This window comes from [Empedobacter] haloabium (assembly GCA_008011715.2).
Lineage (GTDB): Bacteria > Pseudomonadota > Gammaproteobacteria > Burkholderiales > Burkholderiaceae_D > Rugamonas > Rugamonas haloabia.
The window spans coordinates 1,796,990-1,815,912 of sequence record CP136508.1; the positions used below are offsets into that span (position 1 = coordinate 1,796,990).

An 18,923-nucleotide genomic window follows, 5' to 3' on the forward strand; every position below is an offset into this window, starting at 1 on the left:
CACTACGCAGTTCGCCTCCGTAGTACTACGTAGCAGCGGCCCCGCGCGCGCAACGTACAATCCGAGGATGAAACTGCGCCAGAAAGTCCTGTTCCTCGCCATCGTGCCGCTGGTCCTGGCGCTGTGCGCCATCGCGCTGGCGGTGCGCCACCAATCGAACCTGCTGGCGGCGCAGCAGAAGGCGGCCATCGAGCAGGCCTACCTGGCCAGCAAGGAAGCGGAGCTGAAGCACTACGTGACCCTGGCGCTGCATTCGGTCGCCCACCTCAGCGGCCGCAACGATCCCGCGGCGCTGGACGAGGCCAAGCGCATCCTGTCCTCGCTCTCGTTCGGCGACGACGGCTACTTCTTCGTCTACGACATGCAGGGCAACAGCCTGATGCACCCGCGCCAGCCGGAGCTGGTGGGGCGCAATCTGCTGGCCATGAAGGACGGCGCCGGCAACCCGACCATCTTGCGCCTGCTGGCGCGCGCCCGCGCCGGCGGCGGGCTGGAACGCTATTACTGGGTCAAGCCCTCGACCCACCGCGAGGTGGCCAAGCTGGGTTACGTGATCCCGATGAAGGAGTGGGGCTGGATGCTGGGTACCGGCATCTATCTCGACGACGTGGAGGGCGCGCTGGCCCGCATCGACGCCCAGCAGCGCGGCAATATCCAGAACACCATGCTGTGGATCGCCGGGATCGCGATCCTGTCGGCGCTGGCCGTCGGCGTCTCGGGCCTGGCACTGAACGTGTCGGAATCGCGCGTGGCCGACGCCAAGCTGAAGGCGCTGGCGCAGCGCGTGGTCGAGTCGCAGGAAGAGGAGCGGGCACGCCTGTCGCGCGACCTGCACGACGGCATCAGCCAATGGCTGGTGTCGATCAAGCTGCGCATCGAGGCCGGCATTGTGCGGCTGACCACCTCGCCGCCGCAGACCGAGAAGGCGGTGACGATGTTCGAGCACACGGCCGAACAGCTGAACAAGGTGCTGGGCGAGGTGCGCCGCATCTCGCACAACCTGCGGCCGGCGGTGCTGGACGATATCGGCCTGGCCGCCGCGCTGGCGCACCTGGCCGGCGAGTTCCAGCAGACCAGCGGCATGCCGGTGCAGTTCACGGCAACCGGCCGCACCGACCGCCTGCTGGACGTGGCCAACACGGTGCTGTTCCGCATCGCCCAGGAAGCGTTGACCAATATCGAGCGGCACGCGCACGCCAGCCGCATCGCCCTGGCGCTGACGGGCGACGCCGACGGCGTGACCCTGGCGATCAGCGACGACGGCGTCGGCTTCGACGCGGCCGGCATCGCCCAGCACCCGCAGCGCGGCATCGGCCTGCGCAACATGATGGAGCGGATGGAGTCGATCGGCGGCCGCTTCGAACTGACTTCGGGGGCGGATGGCACCGTCGTGCGCGCCCGCGTGGAGAACGGCAAATGACGCTGCAAAAGATGATCCGGATTCTGTTGGTGGACGACCATCCGCTGGTGCGCGACGGCCTGCGCGCACGCCTCGAGGCCGTGCCGGCGTTCGACGTGGTGGGCGAGGCCGGCAGCGCGGCCGAGGCGCTGGAGGTGGCGCGCCTGCGGGCGCCGGATCTGGTCCTGATGGACATCAATATGCGCGGCAAGAACGGCATCGAGGCGACGGCCGAGTTTCGCGCCCAGTTCCCCGCGATCGCGGTGCTGATCCTGTCGATGCACGACAAGCAGGACTACGTGGCGCAAGCCATCGCCGCCGGCGCGCGCGGCTACGTGCTGAAGGACGCGCCGGGCAAGGACATCGTCGTCGCCATCGAGACCGTGATGTCGGGCGGGATCTACTACAGCGCCGCGCTGGCGGCCCAACTTGCGCGCCCGGCCAACGGGCCCCAGGAAGAAGCGCTGACGGCACGCGAGCAGGAAGTGCTGCGCCATATCGCGGCCGGGGAATCGAACAAGCAGATCGCCCGCGCGCTCGACCTGTCGGTGCGCACCGTCGAGACGCATCGCCTGAATATCAAGCGCAAGCTGGGCATCGAAGGCCAGGCGGAACTGATCCGTTACGCCGTCCAGCACGCACCGGAGATGTAAAAGAAGCAAACTGGCTGGCATGTCAACGGTCGGGCGTAAACCGTTGTAGCGGGTGGACAAATGTTGGCTTGTGGAATTGGTTCTCTACCGTGCGTACATGTACTCAAGGCAATTTCTGCTATATTCCACCACGGCTACTTTTGCCTGATTGAAAATTTTTGACCGTTTTCCTGACCAAGATCGCTATGTCCGCTGACCAAAGTTCGTTCCCGCTGGCCGGGCTGGAAGCCGTGGCGAACGCCCAGCACCAGTGGGTGGCGCTGGCGCTGACCCCGGCGCCGGGGCCGGACGCATGGCAGGCCGTGCTGCGACTGCTGGGCTATCCGGACGTGGGCGCCGCGCTGGCGCCGCTGGACTGCATCGTCACGCTCGATGAGCCGCTGCGCCTGCTGGACGAGCATATGGGGGCGCTGCCACCGAGTCGCGTCGTGCTGCGCCTTCCGGCCGCGGTGCTGGCCGAGGCGCCCGTGCGCAAGCGCTGCACGGAGCTGGTCGAGCAGGGCTATCGCATCGTCGTGGATGGCGAACCGGGCGTGCATGGCAGCCAGGTCGGCGTGCGCGGTGTCACGGCCGATTGCGCCATCGGCTTGCCGTCCGCGCTGGCCCTGATGAGTCTCCCGGGGCCGCACTGGGCGCGCAACGTGCCCGGCGCGGCGCGTCTGGCCGTGTGCCGCGCGGCCGGCATGACGTGGTTCAGCGGCCCGTACGAGCGCGAGCCGATGCCGGAAAAAGGCGACGGCACGGCGCGCAAGCGGCTGCTGGCGCTACTGGGCCTGCTGGCGCGCGACGCCGATTCGCGCGAACTGGAGACGGTGCTGAAGCAGGACCCGGCGCTGTCGTATCACCTGCTCAAGCTCGTCAACTCGGCCGCGTTCGCGCTGTCGGCGCCGATCCATAACTTCGGCCAGGCCATCAATATGCTGGGCCGGCGCCAGCTGCAGCGCTGGCTGCAATTGCTGCTGTACGCGCGCCAGCAGGACGACAGCACGGCCAACCTGCTGCTGCCGCTGGCGGCGTTGCGCGCCGCGCAGATGGAGGCGTTGTGCAAGCAGCAGGGCGGCGACCGGGACCGGCAGGACATGGCCTTCGTGGTCGGCGTGTTCGCGCTGCTGGACGTGCTGCTGTCGATGCCGATGCCGGAGATCGTCGGCGCGTTGAATCTCGATGCCGACGTCGCAAGCGCCCTGATCGAACGCAGCGGCCCGCTGGGCGAGCTGCTGGCGCTGGTCGAGCAGCCGGTTCCCGAGGCCGAGCGCCTGGCGGCGCTGGGCCTGACGGCCGAGGGCTTCTGGCTAAGCCAGTTGCAGGGCTATCACTGGGCCATCCAGGTCAGCAGGAACCTGTAGATGCCGCATCCCGTCACCGAATTCCTGGGCAGCAGTGCCGCCGTATGCGACGCGGTGCTGCGCCTGCGCGGACCGGCGCTGACGGCGGAACTGGGGCGCATCGCCGCCGCCGTCACGCACAGCCCGTGGGGGCGCTACGTGCCGGAAGGCGTCACCCCGGGCAGCGCCGCGCCGCGCGGCGCGCTGGTGCAGGAGGTGGCGTACGAGCAGCACCGTTTCGGCCGTTTCGAGGTGGCGGGGCGCGACGATTACGGCGCGGTGGAGCGCGAGCACCTGGCCAGCCTGGCCGGCCTGGCCGGCAGCGTGCTGCAGGTACACGAGCGCGCCCAGCGCACCACGCATGCCTATGTGCAGGTGGAAGCGCAGCTGCAGCACCAGGCGCAGATCCTGGATCACCTGCACGAATCGGTCATCACGATGGACCAGAGCGGCTTCATCACCAGCTGGAACAAGGGCGCCGAGCGCCTGTTCGGCTACACCTCGGTGGAAGCGGTGGGCCGCAACATCCTGTTCCTGTACGACGACGAGGACCCCAGCTTCCACGACCCGTTCCTGGAGCAGGGCGGGCGGCTGATGGAAGTGCGGCGCAAGAAGAAATCGGGCGAGGTGTTCTGGGCCAGCCTGTCGCTGTCGCCGCTGTGCGACGTCGACAACCGCTCGATGGGGCTGATCGCCTACCTGACCGACATCACGGAGCGCAAGGAAGCGGAAGAGCGCATCCATCACCTGGCTTACTACGACGCGCTGACGCACCTGCCCAACCGCACCCTGCTGACGAAGCTGGTCGACCAGGCCATCGCGGTGGCGCAGCGCGGCGGCATGCAGGGCTGCGTGCTGTTCGTCGACCTGAACCGCTTCAAGTTGATCAACGACGCGCTGGGGCGCCAGGCCGGCGACCAGTTGCTGCTGGAAGTGGCGCAGCGCTTCCGCCAGGCGCTGCGCGAGCAGGACGTGGTGGCGCGCCTGGGCGGCGACGAATTCGCCGTCGGCCTGTTCGAGATCGGCCAGGACCTGGAAGCCTCGCTGGTGGCGCAGAAGCTGATGGCCGCGCTGGCCGAACCGTTCATTATCGACGGCCACGACCTGCGCGTGGGCGCCTCGATCGGCATCAGCGTCTACCCGCAGGACGGCACGGACGCGGAAACGCTGCTGCGCCAGGCGGACATCGCGATGTACCGCGCCAAGCAGGGCATGGAAGCGGACGGCGTGGCCTTCTACAGCCAGGACATGAACCAGGGCATGCACGAACGCATGCGCATCGAATCGGGCCTGCGCCAGGCGCTGGGCAACGGCCAGCTGCTGCTGCATTACCAGCCGAAGTTCTCGATCCAGGACGGCACCATCATCGGCGCCGAAGCGCTGGTGCGCTGGCAGCACCCGGAGCGCGGCATGGTACCGCCGGCCGAATTCATTCCGTTGGCCGAGGCCACGGGGCTGGTGGTGCAGGTGGGCGAGTGGGTGCTGGAGCAGGCCTGCGCCCAGGCGCAAGCCTGGAAGCGCGCCGGCCTGCGGCCTATTCGCCTCGCCGTCAACGTGTCGGCACGCGAGTTCACGCAGGCGTTGCCCGGGCGCGTACAGGAAACGCTGCGCCGCTACGGGCTGGAGCCATCGTGGCTGGAGCTGGAGATCACCGAGAGCACGCTGATGCACAACATCGACCGGGTGATCGGCATCATGGACCGCATCACGGCCTTGGGCGTGGCCCTGTCGCTGGACGATTTCGGCACGGGTTATTCGAGCCTGTCGTACCTGAAGCGCTTCCCGATCGACACCTTGAAGATCGACCGCTCGTTCACGACGGGCATCCCGGCGGACGCGAACGACTGCGCGATCGCCAGCACGATCATCAGCATCGCCCAGCAGCTGAAGCACCGGGTGATCGCCGAAGGCGTCGAGACGGTGGAGCAGCTGGCATTCCTGAAGAGTGCCGGGTGCAACGAGGTGCAGGGGTATTTGTATTCGCGGCCGTTGCCGGCGGCGGAGTTCGAGCGGGCGGTGCGGGAGAAGTGGATGGCGGGGGTGAAGGCGGCGTGACCATAAGGCTGCCTTGCTACCGACGTCTCCAGGCTTAGGGTCTGTCCCCGCATGGGGACTGACCCTGGTTTTCCAAGTTATCGTCAGCGTCCCGTGCCCTCATGCATCTGGCGGCCCAGCAAGGATTCTGTATAATGCGGGCACCTTGGTGCACAAGTGCACCAGAGAAGGAAGCGTGGCCGAGTGGTTGAAGGCAGCAGTCTTGAAAACTGCCGACGGTGTGAGCCGTTCGTGAGTTCGAATCTCACCGCTTCCGCCAGGAAATAAAAAGAGACCGCCGAGGCGGTCTTTTTTTATTTCCTGGCGGAAGCGAGGAGAGCGCCTGCGCGCTCTCCGTGTGAGATTCGAAGGGCTGCGCCTGCAGGCGCAGCCCTCTCCGAATCGCCCATCTGCTGTTGGGTTGGCATTTTTCCGCAGAGCGGAAAAATGCCAACCCAACAGCGCCGCGCGCCGAGGGCGCGCGTTCGTCTTCCGGCGGTGTATCAGCCTGAATGTCGCGAAACCTATCCGAGCGATCGAAGAGTTCAGACGCAACGAAGAACGGCGATATCAACGACGAATCCCGAAAATGACGCATGACAGCTGTTTGACGTGTTTACCGCAACCAGCATTACCGACAGATCAATCAGGTCGCGATAACATAGCTGCCCGTTACGCCGAAAGTCCGATTGCCAGACCTGACCCGGAGCCGCTGACCCCGAGCCGGACCCGCCGAAAGTCCGATTGCCAGACCTGACCCCGAGCCGGTTACGCCGAAAGTCCGATTGCCAGACCTGACCCCGAGCCGCGAGACCTGCCCCCGAGCCGCGGGACCCCGAGCCGCGCATTCCGGTGCCGAAGGGCACCGATCGCGGCCGACTAGGACCGTAATCGCTGGCCCGCCGCAGTGCGGCGTCCGCGGCCGGCGCCAGTGCGTTCGATGCTGCCAGGGCGGCGCCGTCGATCGCTTATTACCGCCCGGTTGGAATGACCTGATCAGGTCAAACCTGTGCCGGGCGTGTTCACTCAACGGACGTTTCATCTTCCAATGCTGAAACCGCCTGCGCCTCGAACTGCGCACGATTGCGATTGCCCCATTCACATAAGGGCTGCAGCGCCAGCGCAAGCGTTCGTCCGAAATCGGTGATCGCGTATTCCACCCTCGGTGGAACCGTCATGAAGTCATGCCGCGTGAGGATGCCATCTTCGGTCATGCTGCGTAACTGCTGAATCAAGACTTTCTCGCTGATGCCGCTCACCAAACGCTTGAGCTCGCCGAAGCGCCGCGGCGACCCCTGCAGATAGAACAGCAGAATCGGCTTCCACTTCCCTCCAACGTAATGCAATGCCACGTCAAGACCACAAGTCGATTCCATGTCTTCGTCCTACTTACCTTTTGGTAGGTACTAGTATATCGGAAAGCTCCCGCCTACAATTGTTTTAAGCCGACAACGACTACGGCGATAGAACGCTAAATGTTGTCATACAGTCATATTCGATTGGGATGGTTTCAATTTCACAGGAGAACAGCATGTCAACTAACGAAGAGGTAATCAGGGAACTCTATGCCGTCGCAGAAGCCGCGAGCCTGAACGCGGAAAGGTTCGTCGACCTGTTCGCGTCAGACGGTTACTTCCTGGACATGGCTACAGGCCAAAAATGGACCGGCGCCGAGGTTCGCCAGCCGATCGAGGGTTTGGGATCCATCTTCCCAGACCTTCACCGTGAACTGCTGAAGGTCTATTCCGCAGCGGATGGCGTGGTCGTAGTTGAGCTCAGATTGCAGGGGACCCATGCAGGCGATTTCCCGACCCCGGGCGGCGTGCTGCGTGCCACGGGCAAGCGGTTCGACGTACCGTGCTGCGATGTGTTCGTCGTCGAGCAAGGAAAGGTAAAGTCCTTCCACTGCTATAACATGAGGTCCGTCTGGCTCAGCCAACTGGGCGATGGCAACGGCTGACTGCTGACACGCAAGCCTGACCGACGGGAAGCGGCTCACCCGAGCCGTCGAAGGCCGCAGGCGGTTCCTCCAGTATGCGTTCGACTTCAGACGGTTTCGCAGATTGAGCTATCCCAGCATAGCCATCCTGTGGCGCACGCACGAACGACCTATCAGGACATGAACCGTGTCACTGCCGCAACATGCCGTGCCATGCAAACTTCGTTGTTGTGCATCCCCAACCCCCTCCCGCCCCATCCCCGCAAAATGACCAATCAGTCATCCAAAGGGGCCCAGCATGTCCGCCGACCTATACCTAAGAATCGACACCGTAGCCGGCGAATCCGCCGACCGCGACCACCAAGGCTGGATCGAAGTAGACCATGTCTATTTCGGCGTGGCGCAGCCAAAAAGCGCCACCGCATCCTCCGCAGGCGGACACACCGCCGAGCGCTGCGAAATGGCCGACATCACCTTTTCGAAGCTGTCCGACATGTCCACGCCCTTGTTGCTCCAGCTGTGCGCCGCAGGCCGGACGGTACCCCGCGCCAAGTTCGAGTTCGTCCGCGCCGATGGCGGGCAGCCCGTCAAATATTTCGAGATCGAACTTGAAAATGTTCTGATCGCGCATGTATCGCCCAGTGTCAGTACTGGCTCCATTTTGGGCGAGAGCGTTGGGCTGAAGTTTTCCAAGGTGAGATGGCGCTACTCGCGGCAGAAGATCGGTGGGGGTTCAGCCGGTAACACAACAGGTGGCTGGGATCTTTCGATGAACCGGATCGTGCCATGAAACCGGACCGCGTCGGCTGTCCGTCTAAGGTGACGCGATGCGCCCTGACAGGACTCCTCGTCCTTCTGTCGCTTGTCGAGTCCGCGAATGCGCAGCGCGCCATACGCCCATGGCGCCTCACGGGCGCGCAACTGGTCCAACGACTCGGCAATGTGGACCCCAGCACAGTGCCCTGGAGCGCACAGAGTTCACTGCCCAGCCGCGCATTGGCGGCCCAATGGATCGACGCCAACAACGGTCACTTCGTGCTGGGCTATTTTCAGGCCGTGCGGGACCTTACTGAAGGGAAGAGCTGGTGCTGGTCGCCCGTCGAGACGAAACCGGACGAGATGTGGGACGCCGTACGCATCAGATTGCAGCGTATGACCGACGCGCAACTCAAACGCGATGGCGCGGATTTGATCGTGGAAGTTCTGCAGGAGCGGTGGCCGTGCGCCAGTCGGAGAAAGCCATGAGGACAACATCGTACGCCACACTGCGCATGCATTTCCCAGACCCCTACAATGTATCTGCCGAGGAGCTGTACCGCTGGGTCGGCCATCCGGATCTGATCAAGAATCCGAATTACTGGAATACCTGCGCATTGCGGTTGAGTCTGGCACTGCTTGGCGCGGGCTTTGCCGATTCAGGCGCGTTCCGCATTCGGGATGGCAAGCACAAAGGACGCTCGGTCGAGATTCGCCAGCATGCGCTCAGTACCTGGCTGCTGGGACAGGTAGGGCAGCCCGAGAAATTCAAAGGCGACAACGCCTATGAGGCGATCGGCCTGCGGCGCGGCATCGTATCCTTCTTCAACCTTTACGATGACAGCCGGGGGCAGGGCCACATCGCCATTATCGCGCCGGACCGCCGAGGCGCCTATTTGCGCTGCGGACGCGAGAACGATGGCGACACCTCGGGGTGTTATTGGACGTCGCGAGAAATCTGGTTCTGGCCGCTGCCATAGGGAGGGACGGTCCGGGCAGCCACAGTGATCATTTCCGCTTACCCTGAGAGCCCGACATGCGTTCCGATCACAGATGATCGTGCTGGTGGCGGTTATCGCCGGTCAGCCGCGCAGCCGGATCGCAAACGATCAATACGCACGACCGCTCATCGCCTGCATGAGCCCACCCTCTCTATGTAAAAATAGCAGCCTCAATTCCGCCTCCACCGATGCGAACCCCATGCCCCCACCAACCGCCAAACTCGACCGAATCTTCCTGATCATTAACCGCACCATCAGCCTGATCATCCTGCTGGCCCTGATCCTCGCGGTTGGCACGGCAGCCACCATGTTCCTGCCCAGCAAACCAACCCAACAACCCGGCGAACAAAGGGTAGCAGCAAGAACGGAAAGCCCGGACAAGACCGTGACACTGGGCTTCGGCAGCGCGGAAGCCATCGACGGCACCGGCACCGAAATGATCCGCCTGACCGCCAACACGGGCGCCAATTACTCCAGCCATGCCGGCGAAACGAGGAACGTGCTGTTCGTCGACGCCACCGACCAGCCGGCACGCTGGCTGTTCAAGGACCACGGCAACGCCATCCTCAGGCTGGACCAGCTGCGCGACAGCGCCGGACCACGCGAACCGGCAACAACGCGGGCGCTGTACGTCGAATTCAGGAAGCAGGCCAGCAAGGACGCGCCGACGCTGGCCGTCGCCCTGGCCAAGCCCGACGGCAGCGCCGTCACGACGGTGTTGCGGGACGTAACCAGGGTGTTGTCGTACCGCCGCATCGACGCGAAGCGCATCGCGATCCTGTTCCAGCGCGGCACGACGCTGTTCCAGGCCGATATTGCGCTGGAGGGTTTCGCCGTGCTGCGCCAGCGCCAGGTCGCACAAGTGCCAAGCGCGCTCTGACGATTTCAGCCAATTCCGCCCGCCACCTGGCCCAACCGTAGACGGACGGAGCAGCATCGATCGTGGGCGGTATCAGCGCTGACGGCACGGTCAGCGCTCTGGTTGCAGCTCGGCCAGCCTGATGGCGATCTTCTGCCGCAAAAACTCACTGTGCCCCACCAAGCCCAGCACGGCATCGCGCACGGCGCGGCCGGCCCCGGTGGACACCGTCGCCATCCGCGTCAACCCATCCGTCATCCGCACCACCTCCCGCGCCACTTCGTGCCGCCGCCGCGCCCAGGCCTCGATCCCGGCCAGGTCCCCCTCGCGCAAGGCCAGTGCCAGCGGCTCGGCCAGCTCGACGGCGTCCTGGATGCCGATGTTCATGCCCTGGCCGCCGGCCGGGCTGTGTACATGCGCGGCGTCGCCACACAGCAGGAAGCGGCCCTGGTGCACGTGCGCGGCCAGCCGGTGCTGCAGGTGGAACGCGGAGCTCCACAGCAGTTCGTGCACGCGCGCGGCCGGGCCGCGCTGGTCGACCAGGGCCTGCACATCGGCCAACGCCGGCTGGTCGGTGGTGGCGGCCACGGTGGCGACGATGCGATACCGGTCCGCCGAGCTGCCGTCGTCCTCCGGCAGCGGCGCCACCACCATCAGGCCATCCGGCGAGAAGAACAGGCTGACCTCGTCGCGCCAGGGGCCGTCCATGCGCACGTCCGCCAGCACGAAGGTCTCGCTGTAGTCGCCGCCCTCGAAGGCGATGCCGGCCAGGTCGCGCACGGCGCTGTGGGCGCCGTCGCAGCCGACCAGCCAGCGCGCGTGGACGGTTTGCGTGGCGCCGTCCGCCAGCGCCAGTCCGGCGGTGATGCCGTCCGGTCCCGCGCTGGCCGATACCAGCCGCGCCGGCCGGGCGATGGCCAGTCCGGCGGCGTCGAGCGCCGATTGCAGGATGGCCTCGGTGCGGTTCTGCGGGCAGAGCAGGGCGAACGGATAGGCCGACGGGATGGCGTCGAAGCCGATGTGCAGCAACACGTCGCCGCCGGTGCGGATACGGAAATCCTGTATTTTCAGGCCGTGCGCCAGCAGGTCCGGCACGACACCCAGGGGTTCGAGCACCTCCAGCGTGCGCGCATGCAGCACGGCCGCGCGCGACGTGTTCAGCCCGGCCGCATGTTTGTCGACCTGGACGGCCGCGACCCCCAGCCGCGCCAGCGCCAGCCGCAGCGCCATGCCGGCCGGCCCGGCGCCGGCGATCAGGATATCCGTGTGCAAGGGGGGAGCGGGCAGCGTCATGGCGATCTCCGTCGTAATGGTGCGCATACGGTGGCACGAAAGCCCGGGGTTGTAAACGCCGCCGCTGCCGCGGCGCCAAATAAGCGGCCCGCCGCGCACCGTTCCATGTACACTGGTTCCCTGGCCGACCGAGACTTGCGCCGGCAGACCGCCGCGCCACACCCGCCTCGCGTGCCAGGCAAACGCCCAACCGGGCGTCTGCCATCAGCACGGATGAAAGCGAGCGTGTACAGGTCCTCCCAACATTACCGCGGCCATGTCATCGACGTCACGTGTTTCCTGCTGGACGGGCGCATTGCCTACCAATACAAGGTGCGCGTGATGGCGACGGACGAGTTGCGGTGCGAGGACAGCAGCGTGAACGGCAACCATATCACCGACCAGGCGGCGCTGGACGAAGCTTTCCGCGCCGCGCGTGGCTGGATCGAACGCTATCCGCTGCCCTGGCCGTTTGCGCCGCAGGCCGCGGAACCGACCTGACCGCCGGCGCCGGTGCCGACAACGCGCGACGCATGCCGTCACCGTCCGCCATCTCAACCAGGGAGACGTTCATGGACCCATCCGCCCCGGCGGCGCAGGCCGCGGCCGCGCTCGAAGTCAGCTTCGACGGCCACCACTACCATTACCGCGATTACCGCTACGAATCGATGGACGATGCGCTGCGTTACGCGCGCTGCGAGCGCGCCCGCCCGGGCTTCGTGCCGGACCGGACGTTCCAGCCGCAGTGGCTGCCGGCCTGGCTGCCGGCAGCGGCGGACGTTGCGCTGATGCGCACTTTCGGTATCGCCTACGAACAGGGTTATTTCCGCCTGGGGCCGTACCGCTACGAGCGGCTGGCCGACGCCATCGGCTACGCCCGCCTGGCGCAGCGGACGCCCGCGGCCATCGCGCAATGACGCGCGAGCGCCAGCGGGAGCGCGGCGAGCGCCGCCGCGATGCCTATCGCGCCCGCGTGGTCGACGCAGCGCTGCAGCTCGATGCGCAGTGGGGGTGCGTCAGCGCCTGGCACTACCTGCTGCGGCGCGGTGTGGCGCAGGCGATCGCCGTGCGGGTGTTGTCGAAAGCAGGACCGCGCCGCGAAACGGACAGCGTGCATCCGGCCGTGCGCGACGCGCGGGCACGGGTGCCGGAAGTCGGCATCGCGCAGCGTACGGCAATCGAGACCCCGGCAAGCGAGCATGTCCGCACCAACGTGGCCGCGGCCTGGGCCGTCGAACGCGCCATCGACCACGCCTCCACCGAGGGACGCTACTATGCCGAGAGCCTGCTGCGCATGTATGCGCTCGATACCGCCACGGTGATGCGGGTGCTGAACGAGCCGCACCGGCGGCGGCGCCGGCATCCGCCGCGCCAGCCGCCGTAGGCGCCGCTCACGGCGCCGTGGCCAGGTCCGCTGGCCGGTCGAGGAACGCGTGGGCGAACTCGGCCGCGGCGACGGCCGGGCCGAAATAGAAGCCCTGGCCCAGCGGGCAGCCGGCATCGGCCAGGAACTGCTTTTCCGGCGCCGTCTCCACGCCTTCCGCCACCGCCGGCAGCGCGATGTTCTGCGCCAGCGTGAGCACGGCGCGCAACAGCGCCTGCCGCCTGGGCGCGGCGGTGTCGATGCCGTGCACGAACGCGCGGTCCACCTTGACGAGGTCGATCGGCAGCTCGGCCAGGTAGCCCAGGCTGGAGTAGCCGGTGCCGAAATCGTCGATGGCGATCGAGACGCCGATGTCCTTCAGGCGCTGCAGCGCCAGTGCCGAGGCGCGCATGTCGCGCATCAGCGCCGATTCGGTCAGCTCCAGCTGCAGCCGGCGCGGATCCAATCCCGCCGCGTCGATCTTGCCCGCCATGCGCTCCGGGAAGGCGGGATCCCTCAGTTCCAGCGCCGAGACGTTGATCGCGATCGCTTCCGGGCAGCAGCCGGCGCGTTCCCACAGCGCGGCCTGGCGGATGGCCTCGTCCAGCACCCATTTGCCGAGCGGGACGATCAGGCCGGACTCCTCGGCGGCACGGATGAAGCTGGCCGGGTTGACCCAGCCCCAGTCGGCATGGTGCCAGCGCAGCAGCGCCTCGCAGCCGCCCAGCATGCCGCTCGACAGGCTGAACTTGGGCTGGTAGAACAGGCGGAAGCCGCCCAGTTCCAAACCGCTGCGGATGCCGTCCTCGAGCTGCCTGCGTTGCACCGCGCTGGTCAGCAGTTCGGGGCGGAAGAAGCGCCAGGTATTGCGCCCCGAGGCCTTGGCGCTGTGCAGCGCCGTGTCGGCATGGCGCAGCAGCGACTCGGCGCTGCGGCCATGCTCCGGATACAGGGCGATGCCGATGCTGCAGCCCACGTGGACCTGTTCCGCCTCGATGGCATGCGGCTGGCCGACGGCCGCCAGGATGCGCTCGGCGGCGCGGCGCGCATCCTGGCCGCTGCTGCCCGGCGCCATCAGCACGACGAACTCGTCGCCCCCCTGGCGGCTGATCATGTCGACATTGCGCACGCAGCCGCGCAGGCGCGCCGCCACCGACACCAGCAGGGCGTCGCCGGCGGCGTGGCCGAGGGTATCGTTGACGGCCTTGAAACGGTCCAGGTCCAGGTACATCGTGGCCAGCGCGCTGCCGTCGGCGTGCGCCTCCAGCAGGATCTGGTTCAGGTGGCGCTGGGCGGCGAAACGGTTCGGCAGCCCGGTGAGGAAATCGTGCCACGCCAGGTAGTCCACCTGGGCCCGCAGTTCGCGCGCCTCGGTGATGTCGTGGAAGACCATCACGGCGCCGGCCAGCGTGCCGTCCGGATTGGCGATCGGCGCGCTCGAATCGTCGATCATGATTTCCGAGCCGTCCGGCCGCACCAGGAGGGCGCCCGCTTGCAGGCGGATCGGGCTGCCGCTGGACATGGTGGCCAGCACCGGATGGACAATGGGACCCAGCGTGATCGGGTCCTGCAGCAGCATCAGCGACGTGATGGGCAGGCCCAGCATCTGGCGCTGGTCGAGCTGCATGAGCCGCTCCGCCGCCGGGTTGCAGTAGGCCACCGTGCCGTCGGCCCGCGTGCTGATGACGGCATCGGCGATCGCCGCCAGCACCGCCGTGCCGCCCATGCCGGTCAAGCCGGACGCCAGGCCGGCCCGGCTGGCCGCGACGACACAGGCGATCAGCTCGCGCAGCAGCTGGCGCGACGCCTGCGCCAGCTGCACCTGCACCGTGCCGCTGGCGGCCTCGGCCGACAGCGTCGAGACGAGCAGGATCACCGGTGCCATCGTGTACAACGCCAGCGCGCCATCGGGCGCGCAGCCTTGCATATTGATCAGCAGGATGTCGGGAATGCGGGGCGCCTTGCCGTGGCGGCAGGTGAAACGCAGGGCGATCCGGTTGACGTCGCCCGGCGCGTTGGCCAGCAGCCGGCGCAGGATGCGGCGTTCCGTTCGGTCGGCCGTCACGGCCAGTACCCGGATATCCATGACAACCCTTCACATTGGAGACGCCTGCACCCACAGTAACACACGACTTGCATCCTTGCACCCGCTGTTCGCGCGCACCCGTGCCACAGCCGAGCCAACGCGGCAAGCGAAAACGCGCTAGCATCGAAAACTGTACATTTTCGACAACTGTCCGAAAGGGTCCCATGTCTTTCCTGATCGTCCTTGCCGCCCTGGTGTTCCTGATGCTGGCCGCCTACCGCGGCTACAGCGTCATCCTGTTCGCTCCCGTCGCCGCGCTGGGCGCCGTCCTGCTGACGGAGCCGGCCGCCGTCGCGCCCGTGTTCTCCGGAATCTTCATGGAAAAGATGGTCGGCTTCGTCAAGCTGTACTTCCCCGTGTTCCTGCTGGGCGCCGTGTTCGGCAAGCTGGTCGAACTGGCCGGGTTTTCAGAGGCCATCGTCGTCGCCGCGATCCGCTATATCGGCCGCTCGCGGGCGAACGCCGTCATCGTCGCCGTGTGCGCGCTGCTGACGTATGGCGGCGTGTCGCTGTTCGTGGTCGTGTTTGCCGTGTATCCGTTCGCCGCCGAGCTGTACCGCCAGAGCGGCATACCCAAGCGGTTGATGCCGGGCGCCATCGCGCTGGGTGCGTTCTCGTTCACGATGGACACGCTGCCGGGCACGCCGCAGATCCAGAACATCATCCCGACCACGTTCTTCCAGACCACGGGCTGGGCCGCACCGATGCTCAGCACGGTCGGGGCCATCGCCACCGTCGCCGCCGGCCTGGCCTACCTGGAGTGGCGCCGCCGCAGCGTGATGGCGACAGGCGAGGGCTATGGCGACGATGCCGCCGCGCCCAAGCGCGCCGAGGGGGCGAAGCTGCCGCATCCTTTGCTGGCGCTGGCGCCGCTGGTGCTGGTGGGCGTGGCCAACTTCGTGCTGACGGCGCTGATCCGCCAGTGGTATGGCGACAATTATGAGCTGACCTCAAGCCTGCTGCCCGGCCTGCACGCGCCCGTGCAGACGCCGGTCAAGACCCTGGTCGGCATCTGGGCCGTGGAAGGCGCGCTGCTGCTGGGCATCCTGCTGGTCTGCGTGACGGCCTTCGGCCGCATCCGCGCCTCGTTCGCGGAGGGCACCAAGCTGGCCGTCGGCGGCGCGCTGCTGGCCGCGATGAACACGGCGTCGGAGTACGGCTTCGGCGGCGTGATCGCGGCGCTGCCGGGTTTCGTCTCCGTCAGCGAAGCGCTGCGCGGCATCCCGAACCCGCTCGTCAACGCGGCCATCTCGGTGACGTCGCTGGCCGGCATCACGGGTTCCGCCTCCGGCGGCATGAGCATCGCGCTGGCGGCGATGGCCGACACGTTCATTGCAGGTTGCAATGCGGCCGGCATTCCGCTCGAGGTGCTGCACCGGGTGGTGGCGATGGCGAGCGGCGGCATGGACACCTTGCCGCACAACGGCGCCGTGATCACCTTGCTGGCGGTGACCGGGCTGACGCATCGGCAGTCTTATCGCGACATCTTTGGTATTACACTGATCAAGACTGCGGCTGTGTTTTTTGTTATTGCCGTTTATTACTTGACGGGGCTGGTCTGATGTAGGGCTCCTATTCAACGGCGGCGGCCGCGACGCGGTGCGGGTGGTACTCGTCGAGGCCACGCTGGCAGTGCGCGAACAGCGGGGCGCCGGGGCGGAGCACGTTGCGGCGTGAGGAGTTATCCGAGCAGTTGATTGCGCGGGTGCTGGCTGGAGACGGGGCTGGACGTAAAGCGCGTCCAGAGCTGGGGAGGGATGATTCGGTATAAGCCTATATCGTTCTCATCGTGTACAAATGAAGTATTAGCCTTCACCGCTCTGCTGTCTGGCAAGTTAGGTGAGGGCACGCTGATTACGGCTTGTAAGTGTTGTAGTCGCCGTGCACGGCGTTGACCCGCGCCGGAATGCGCAAGATATCACCCACCGTCAGCTTCGAGTCGGCCGTCAGCGCATTGGCATCGGCGATCAGGTACCACAGGTTGCCGTCGCCCCACAGGCCTTGCGCGATGCTTTGCAGTGTCTCGTTGGCGCTTTGCACGCTGTAGCTGCTGGGGGCCGCCACCATCGATGGGCTGGTGACGGGCATGTAGTTCGAGCCGAGCAGGTTGTCCGGACTCGCGCTTTCCTCGCCCAGCACATTGCCGTTGACGATCAGGTTGAAGCCGGCATCCTTGCCGTCCTTCTTGTACGACTGGACGTGGCCGTCCGCGTCGTACCACAGCCGGTTGCGCGTGGTGATCTTTTCCGGCTTGGTTTCGATGATCGAAATGCGGTTGCCGTTGACGTCATAGCTGCTCTCGACCACCGAGCCATCCTTCGCCAGCGTGGTCTTGAGTTCCTTGTACGAGTCGCGGTACTCGTACTCGATGCGGTAGATGCCCTTGTTCTTGCCATCGGCGGCCGACACCACGTCGTAGCCGGTCAGGTTGCCCATGGCATCGTAGCCGTTGAACCAGGTGTCCTGCATGCCGTCCAGGCTGGCGTTCGAGTCCTTCTGGCGCGTCATGTGACCGAAGACGTTGTACGTATAAACCCGCCGGGCCACTTCGATTCCCAGTTCCTTGAGCACGTCGGCGACGCCGCGTGCTCCCTTCTCGGCCAGGCCGGACTGGCTGACGCGGCCACCTTCGTCGTAGTGGCGCTCGTCGATCAGCAGGCCGTCGCGTTCGATCGACAGCAGGCGGCCGGCCAAGTCGTAGTGGTAGGTTTCGGTCGTCTCGGCGTTCTTCTGAATGCCGTAAGAGAATCCATTGAAGACCACGCGCGTGCCCGAATACGTGTCGCTCAGGCGGTTGCCCGAGCGGTCGTAGGTGATCGCGTGCCCGCTGCCGCGCACGGCGCGGCCAATGCCTTGCGCATCCACTTGCCAGTCGCCGTTGACGATGGTCTGGCGGTTCATCGCGTCGAAGGCGTTGAACCTCGTGATCGGTGCCGTACTGCCATAGCGGCTGACGATCTTGACGCGGTTGCCGTTGGCGTCGTACTCGTAGTCCAGCTGCATCTGGTCGTCCTGGATGCGCGTGACGCGATTCAGGTTGTCGAACGTGATCGTGTTGTTCTGCAGGCGCTCGGCGGCGTCGGCCTGCCGGCCCAGGAAGACCTGGCGCTCGCGCACGCGGTTGCCGGCGCTGTCGTAGGCGTAGACGGTGGAGAGCGACGTGCCCACGTCGTCGATGCGTACGAGGTTCGTGCCGCTGTAGGTGTAGCGCAGGTTCTGGCCGTAACCGGACGTTTGCGACAGCAATCGGCCAGACGCGTCGTAGCCGTATTCCGTCGCCTTGCCCCCCATGTCGATGCTGGTCTTCAGGCGGCCCTTGTCATACAGCCAGGACATCGAATTGCCCTTGGCGTCCTTGGTGGCGATCTTGTGGTTTTCGGCGTCGTAGGCGATCAAGGTGCGGCCGTGCAGGGCGCGGTCGCCGCGCTTGTCGACCGTGGCCGTGGAGATCACGTTGCCGCTGCCGTCGTATTCCTGCTCGGTGCCGGTCTTGTCCGAGCCGAGGCTGCGGATCAGGCGTCCCAGTTCGTCGTATTCGCGCTCTTGTACCAACTCCTTGTAGTCGACCAGGTTGGATGGCAGCGGGCCGTAGCCGGTGTCGATCGCCAGGTACACGTTCACCGCGGCGGTGCGCGTCGTCAGCAGGTGGCCCAGGTGGTCGTAGCTGTAGCGGGTGGTGACGCCGGGCAGCGTTTCGCCGGGCAGGACGGTGTCCGGCTGCGTGGTGGAGAGGCGGTTGCCGAAGGCGTCGTAGGTGTTGGTGACGACGCCGCCGTCGGCGTGGATCTCCTGCGCCAGGTTGCCGGCGGTGTCGTAGACGTATTGGTTCAATGCGCCGCGGCCGTCGATCGTGCCGACCAGGCGGCCGAGGGCGTCGTAGCGGCTCGTCTGCAGGGCCGTTTGGGTGCCCTTGGCGCCGGTCGCCATGCCCGAGGTCTGCTGGTTGGCCTGGTTGTAGGTGTAGGTCGTCTTCCAGTTCGGGTCGCGCGGATCGGTGATCGACAGCACGTTGCCCCAGCGGTCCAGGGTCAGCTGGTTGCCCTGGAAGGCGGGGTTGCCGCCGGCACGGGCGGTGTTGCCGTAGACGACTTCCTGCGTGTGGCGGGCCACGCTGTCGGGATCGGCGATGATCTGCTTGAGGCGCTGGACGGCCTTGTCCGTCGCCGCGACGTGCTGCGCGGTCGTGGCCTGCAGCGTGGCCATTGCCGCCGACACCTGGGCGTTGAAGCGTTCGAA

The 18,923-nt window shown here is 66.3% G+C and carries 17 protein-coding genes and 1 tRNA gene; 14 read left to right on the forward strand and 4 right to left on the reverse strand.

The window, feature by feature from the left end; all coding sequences use genetic code 11:
- Positions 1-67: 67 nt before the first annotated feature.
- The 5 genes from E7V67_007830 (at position 68) to E7V67_007850 (ending at position 5,691) form a co-directional block, all read left to right on the forward strand.
- Entirely contained in the window at positions 68-1,420 is a 1,353-nt protein-coding gene (locus E7V67_007830) for a cache domain-containing protein (protein WUR15006.1), read from the forward strand.
- Positions 1,417-2,052, forward strand: a complete 636-nt coding sequence (locus tag E7V67_007835) for a response regulator transcription factor (protein WUR15007.1) — start codon at positions 1,417-1,419, stop codon at positions 2,050-2,052. The genes E7V67_007830 and E7V67_007835 overlap by 4 nt, the downstream gene beginning before the upstream one ends.
- A 185-nt stretch (positions 2,053-2,237) precedes the next feature.
- Entirely contained in the window at positions 2,238-3,398 is a 1,161-nt protein-coding gene (locus E7V67_007840) for an HDOD domain-containing protein (protein ID WUR15008.1), read from the forward strand.
- Positions 3,399-5,432: an EAL domain-containing protein gene (locus E7V67_007845; protein WUR15009.1), complete on the forward strand. Its 2,034-nt coding sequence runs from the start codon at positions 3,399-3,401 to the stop codon at positions 5,430-5,432. It abuts the gene before it with no gap.
- 169 nt (positions 5,433-5,601) lie between these two features.
- Positions 5,602-5,691: transfer RNA gene (locus E7V67_007850), tRNA-Ser, on the forward strand.
- Between the two features lie 742 nt (positions 5,692-6,433).
- On the opposite strand, the gene E7V67_007855 is transcribed toward E7V67_007850, so the two are convergent.
- The gene (locus E7V67_007855) at positions 6,434-6,787 is read right to left on the reverse strand and encodes a helix-turn-helix domain-containing protein (GenBank protein WUR15010.1); all 354 of its coding nucleotides are present in this window, start codon (positions 6,785-6,787) and stop codon (positions 6,434-6,436) included.
- A 155-nt stretch (positions 6,788-6,942) separates the two neighbouring features.
- Here E7V67_007855 and E7V67_007860 point away from each other — a divergent pair, with 155 nt between their 5' ends.
- The 5 genes from E7V67_007860 (at position 6,943) to E7V67_007880 (ending at position 9,987) form a co-directional block, all read left to right on the forward strand.
- Entirely contained in the window at positions 6,943-7,371 is a 429-nt protein-coding gene (locus E7V67_007860) for a nuclear transport factor 2 family protein (protein ID WUR15011.1), read from the forward strand.
- A gap of 277 nt (positions 7,372-7,648) precedes the next feature.
- Entirely contained in the window at positions 7,649-8,140 is a 492-nt protein-coding gene (locus tag E7V67_007865; protein ID WUR15012.1) for a type VI secretion system tube protein Hcp, read from the forward strand.
- The gene (locus tag E7V67_007870; protein WUR15013.1) at positions 8,137-8,595 is read left to right on the forward strand and encodes a Rap1a/Tai family immunity protein; all 459 of its coding nucleotides are present in this window, start codon (positions 8,137-8,139) and stop codon (positions 8,593-8,595) included. The genes E7V67_007865 and E7V67_007870 overlap by 4 nt, the downstream gene beginning before the upstream one ends.
- Entirely contained in the window at positions 8,592-9,086 is a 495-nt protein-coding gene (locus tag E7V67_007875; GenBank protein WUR15014.1) for a T6SS effector amidase Tae4 family protein, read from the forward strand. The genes E7V67_007870 and E7V67_007875 overlap by 4 nt, the downstream gene beginning before the upstream one ends.
- A gap of 73 nt (positions 9,087-9,159) precedes the next feature.
- Entirely contained in the window at positions 9,160-9,987 is an 828-nt protein-coding gene (locus E7V67_007880; protein WUR15015.1) for a hypothetical protein, read from the forward strand.
- Between the two features lie 90 nt (positions 9,988-10,077).
- Here the strand turns inward: E7V67_007880 and E7V67_007885 are convergent, their stop codons facing one another.
- The gene (locus E7V67_007885; GenBank protein ID WUR15016.1) at positions 10,078-11,259 is read right to left on the reverse strand and encodes an FAD-dependent monooxygenase; all 1,182 of its coding nucleotides are present in this window, start codon (positions 11,257-11,259) and stop codon (positions 10,078-10,080) included.
- Between the two features lie 225 nt (positions 11,260-11,484).
- Here E7V67_007885 and E7V67_007890 point away from each other — a divergent pair, with 225 nt between their 5' ends.
- From E7V67_007890 to E7V67_007900, 3 genes are all read left to right on the forward strand, one after another.
- A complete protein-coding gene (locus E7V67_007890; GenBank protein ID WUR15017.1) occupies positions 11,485-11,739 on the forward strand; it encodes a hypothetical protein in 255 nt (84 codons plus the stop codon).
- Positions 11,740-11,810: 71 nt separating this feature from the next.
- Positions 11,811-12,155 (forward strand): hypothetical protein, encoded by a 345-nt coding sequence (locus E7V67_007895; protein WUR15018.1) that lies wholly within the window; start codon positions 11,811-11,813, stop codon positions 12,153-12,155.
- Positions 12,152-12,622 (forward strand): hypothetical protein, encoded by a 471-nt coding sequence (locus tag E7V67_007900; protein WUR15019.1) that lies wholly within the window; start codon positions 12,152-12,154, stop codon positions 12,620-12,622. The genes E7V67_007895 and E7V67_007900 overlap by 4 nt, the downstream gene beginning before the upstream one ends.
- Before the next feature lie 7 nt (positions 12,623-12,629).
- Here the strand turns inward: E7V67_007900 and E7V67_007905 are convergent, their stop codons facing one another.
- Positions 12,630-14,687, reverse strand: coding sequence for an EAL domain-containing protein (locus E7V67_007905; protein WUR15020.1), 2,058 nt, complete (start codon positions 14,685-14,687; stop codon positions 12,630-12,632).
- 164 nt (positions 14,688-14,851) lie between these two features.
- Here E7V67_007905 and E7V67_007910 point away from each other — a divergent pair, with 164 nt between their 5' ends.
- Positions 14,852-16,249: a GntP family permease gene (locus tag E7V67_007910; GenBank protein ID WUR15021.1), complete on the forward strand. Its 1,398-nt coding sequence runs from the start codon at positions 14,852-14,854 to the stop codon at positions 16,247-16,249.
- Positions 16,250-16,541: 292 nt separating this feature from the next.
- On the opposite strand, the gene E7V67_007915 is transcribed toward E7V67_007910, so the two are convergent.
- Positions 16,542-18,890, reverse strand: coding sequence for a hypothetical protein (locus E7V67_007915; GenBank protein WUR15022.1), 2,349 nt, complete (start codon positions 18,888-18,890; stop codon positions 16,542-16,544).
- Positions 18,891-18,923: the final 33 nt, after the last annotated feature.

Bases quoted from the DNA above. Each gene is read 5' to 3' on its own strand.
- E7V67_007830 (WUR15006.1), top strand. From the start codon at position 68: ATGAAACTGCGCCAGAAAGTCCTGTTCCTCGCCATCGTGCCGCTGGTC.
- E7V67_007835 (WUR15007.1), top strand. From the start codon at position 1,417: ATGACGCTGCAAAAGATGATCCGGATTCTGTTGGTGGACGACCATCCG.
- E7V67_007840 (WUR15008.1), top strand. From the start codon at position 2,238: ATGTCCGCTGACCAAAGTTCGTTCCCGCTGGCCGGGCTGGAAGCCGTG.
- E7V67_007845 (WUR15009.1), top strand. From the start codon at position 3,399: ATGCCGCATCCCGTCACCGAATTCCTGGGCAGCAGTGCCGCCGTATGC.
- E7V67_007855 (WUR15010.1), bottom strand. From the start codon at position 6,787: ATGGAATCGACTTGTGGTCTTGACGTGGCATTGCATTACGTTGGAGGG.
- E7V67_007860 (WUR15011.1), top strand. From the start codon at position 6,943: ATGTCAACTAACGAAGAGGTAATCAGGGAACTCTATGCCGTCGCAGAA.
- E7V67_007865 (WUR15012.1), top strand. From the start codon at position 7,649: ATGTCCGCCGACCTATACCTAAGAATCGACACCGTAGCCGGCGAATCC.
- E7V67_007870 (WUR15013.1), top strand. From the start codon at position 8,137: ATGAAACCGGACCGCGTCGGCTGTCCGTCTAAGGTGACGCGATGCGCC.
- E7V67_007875 (WUR15014.1), top strand. From the start codon at position 8,592: ATGAGGACAACATCGTACGCCACACTGCGCATGCATTTCCCAGACCCC.
- E7V67_007880 (WUR15015.1), top strand. From the start codon at position 9,160: ATGATCGTGCTGGTGGCGGTTATCGCCGGTCAGCCGCGCAGCCGGATC.
- E7V67_007885 (WUR15016.1), bottom strand. From the start codon at position 11,259: ATGACGCTGCCCGCTCCCCCCTTGCACACGGATATCCTGATCGCCGGC.
- E7V67_007895 (WUR15018.1), top strand. From the start codon at position 11,811: ATGGACCCATCCGCCCCGGCGGCGCAGGCCGCGGCCGCGCTCGAAGTC.
- E7V67_007900 (WUR15019.1), top strand. From the start codon at position 12,152: ATGACGCGCGAGCGCCAGCGGGAGCGCGGCGAGCGCCGCCGCGATGCC.
- E7V67_007905 (WUR15020.1), bottom strand. From the start codon at position 14,687: ATGGATATCCGGGTACTGGCCGTGACGGCCGACCGAACGGAACGCCGC.
- E7V67_007910 (WUR15021.1), top strand. From the start codon at position 14,852: ATGTCTTTCCTGATCGTCCTTGCCGCCCTGGTGTTCCTGATGCTGGCC.
- E7V67_007915 (WUR15022.1), bottom strand. From the start codon at position 18,890: ATGGCCACGCTGCAGGCCACGACCGCGCAGCACGTCGCGGCGACGGAC.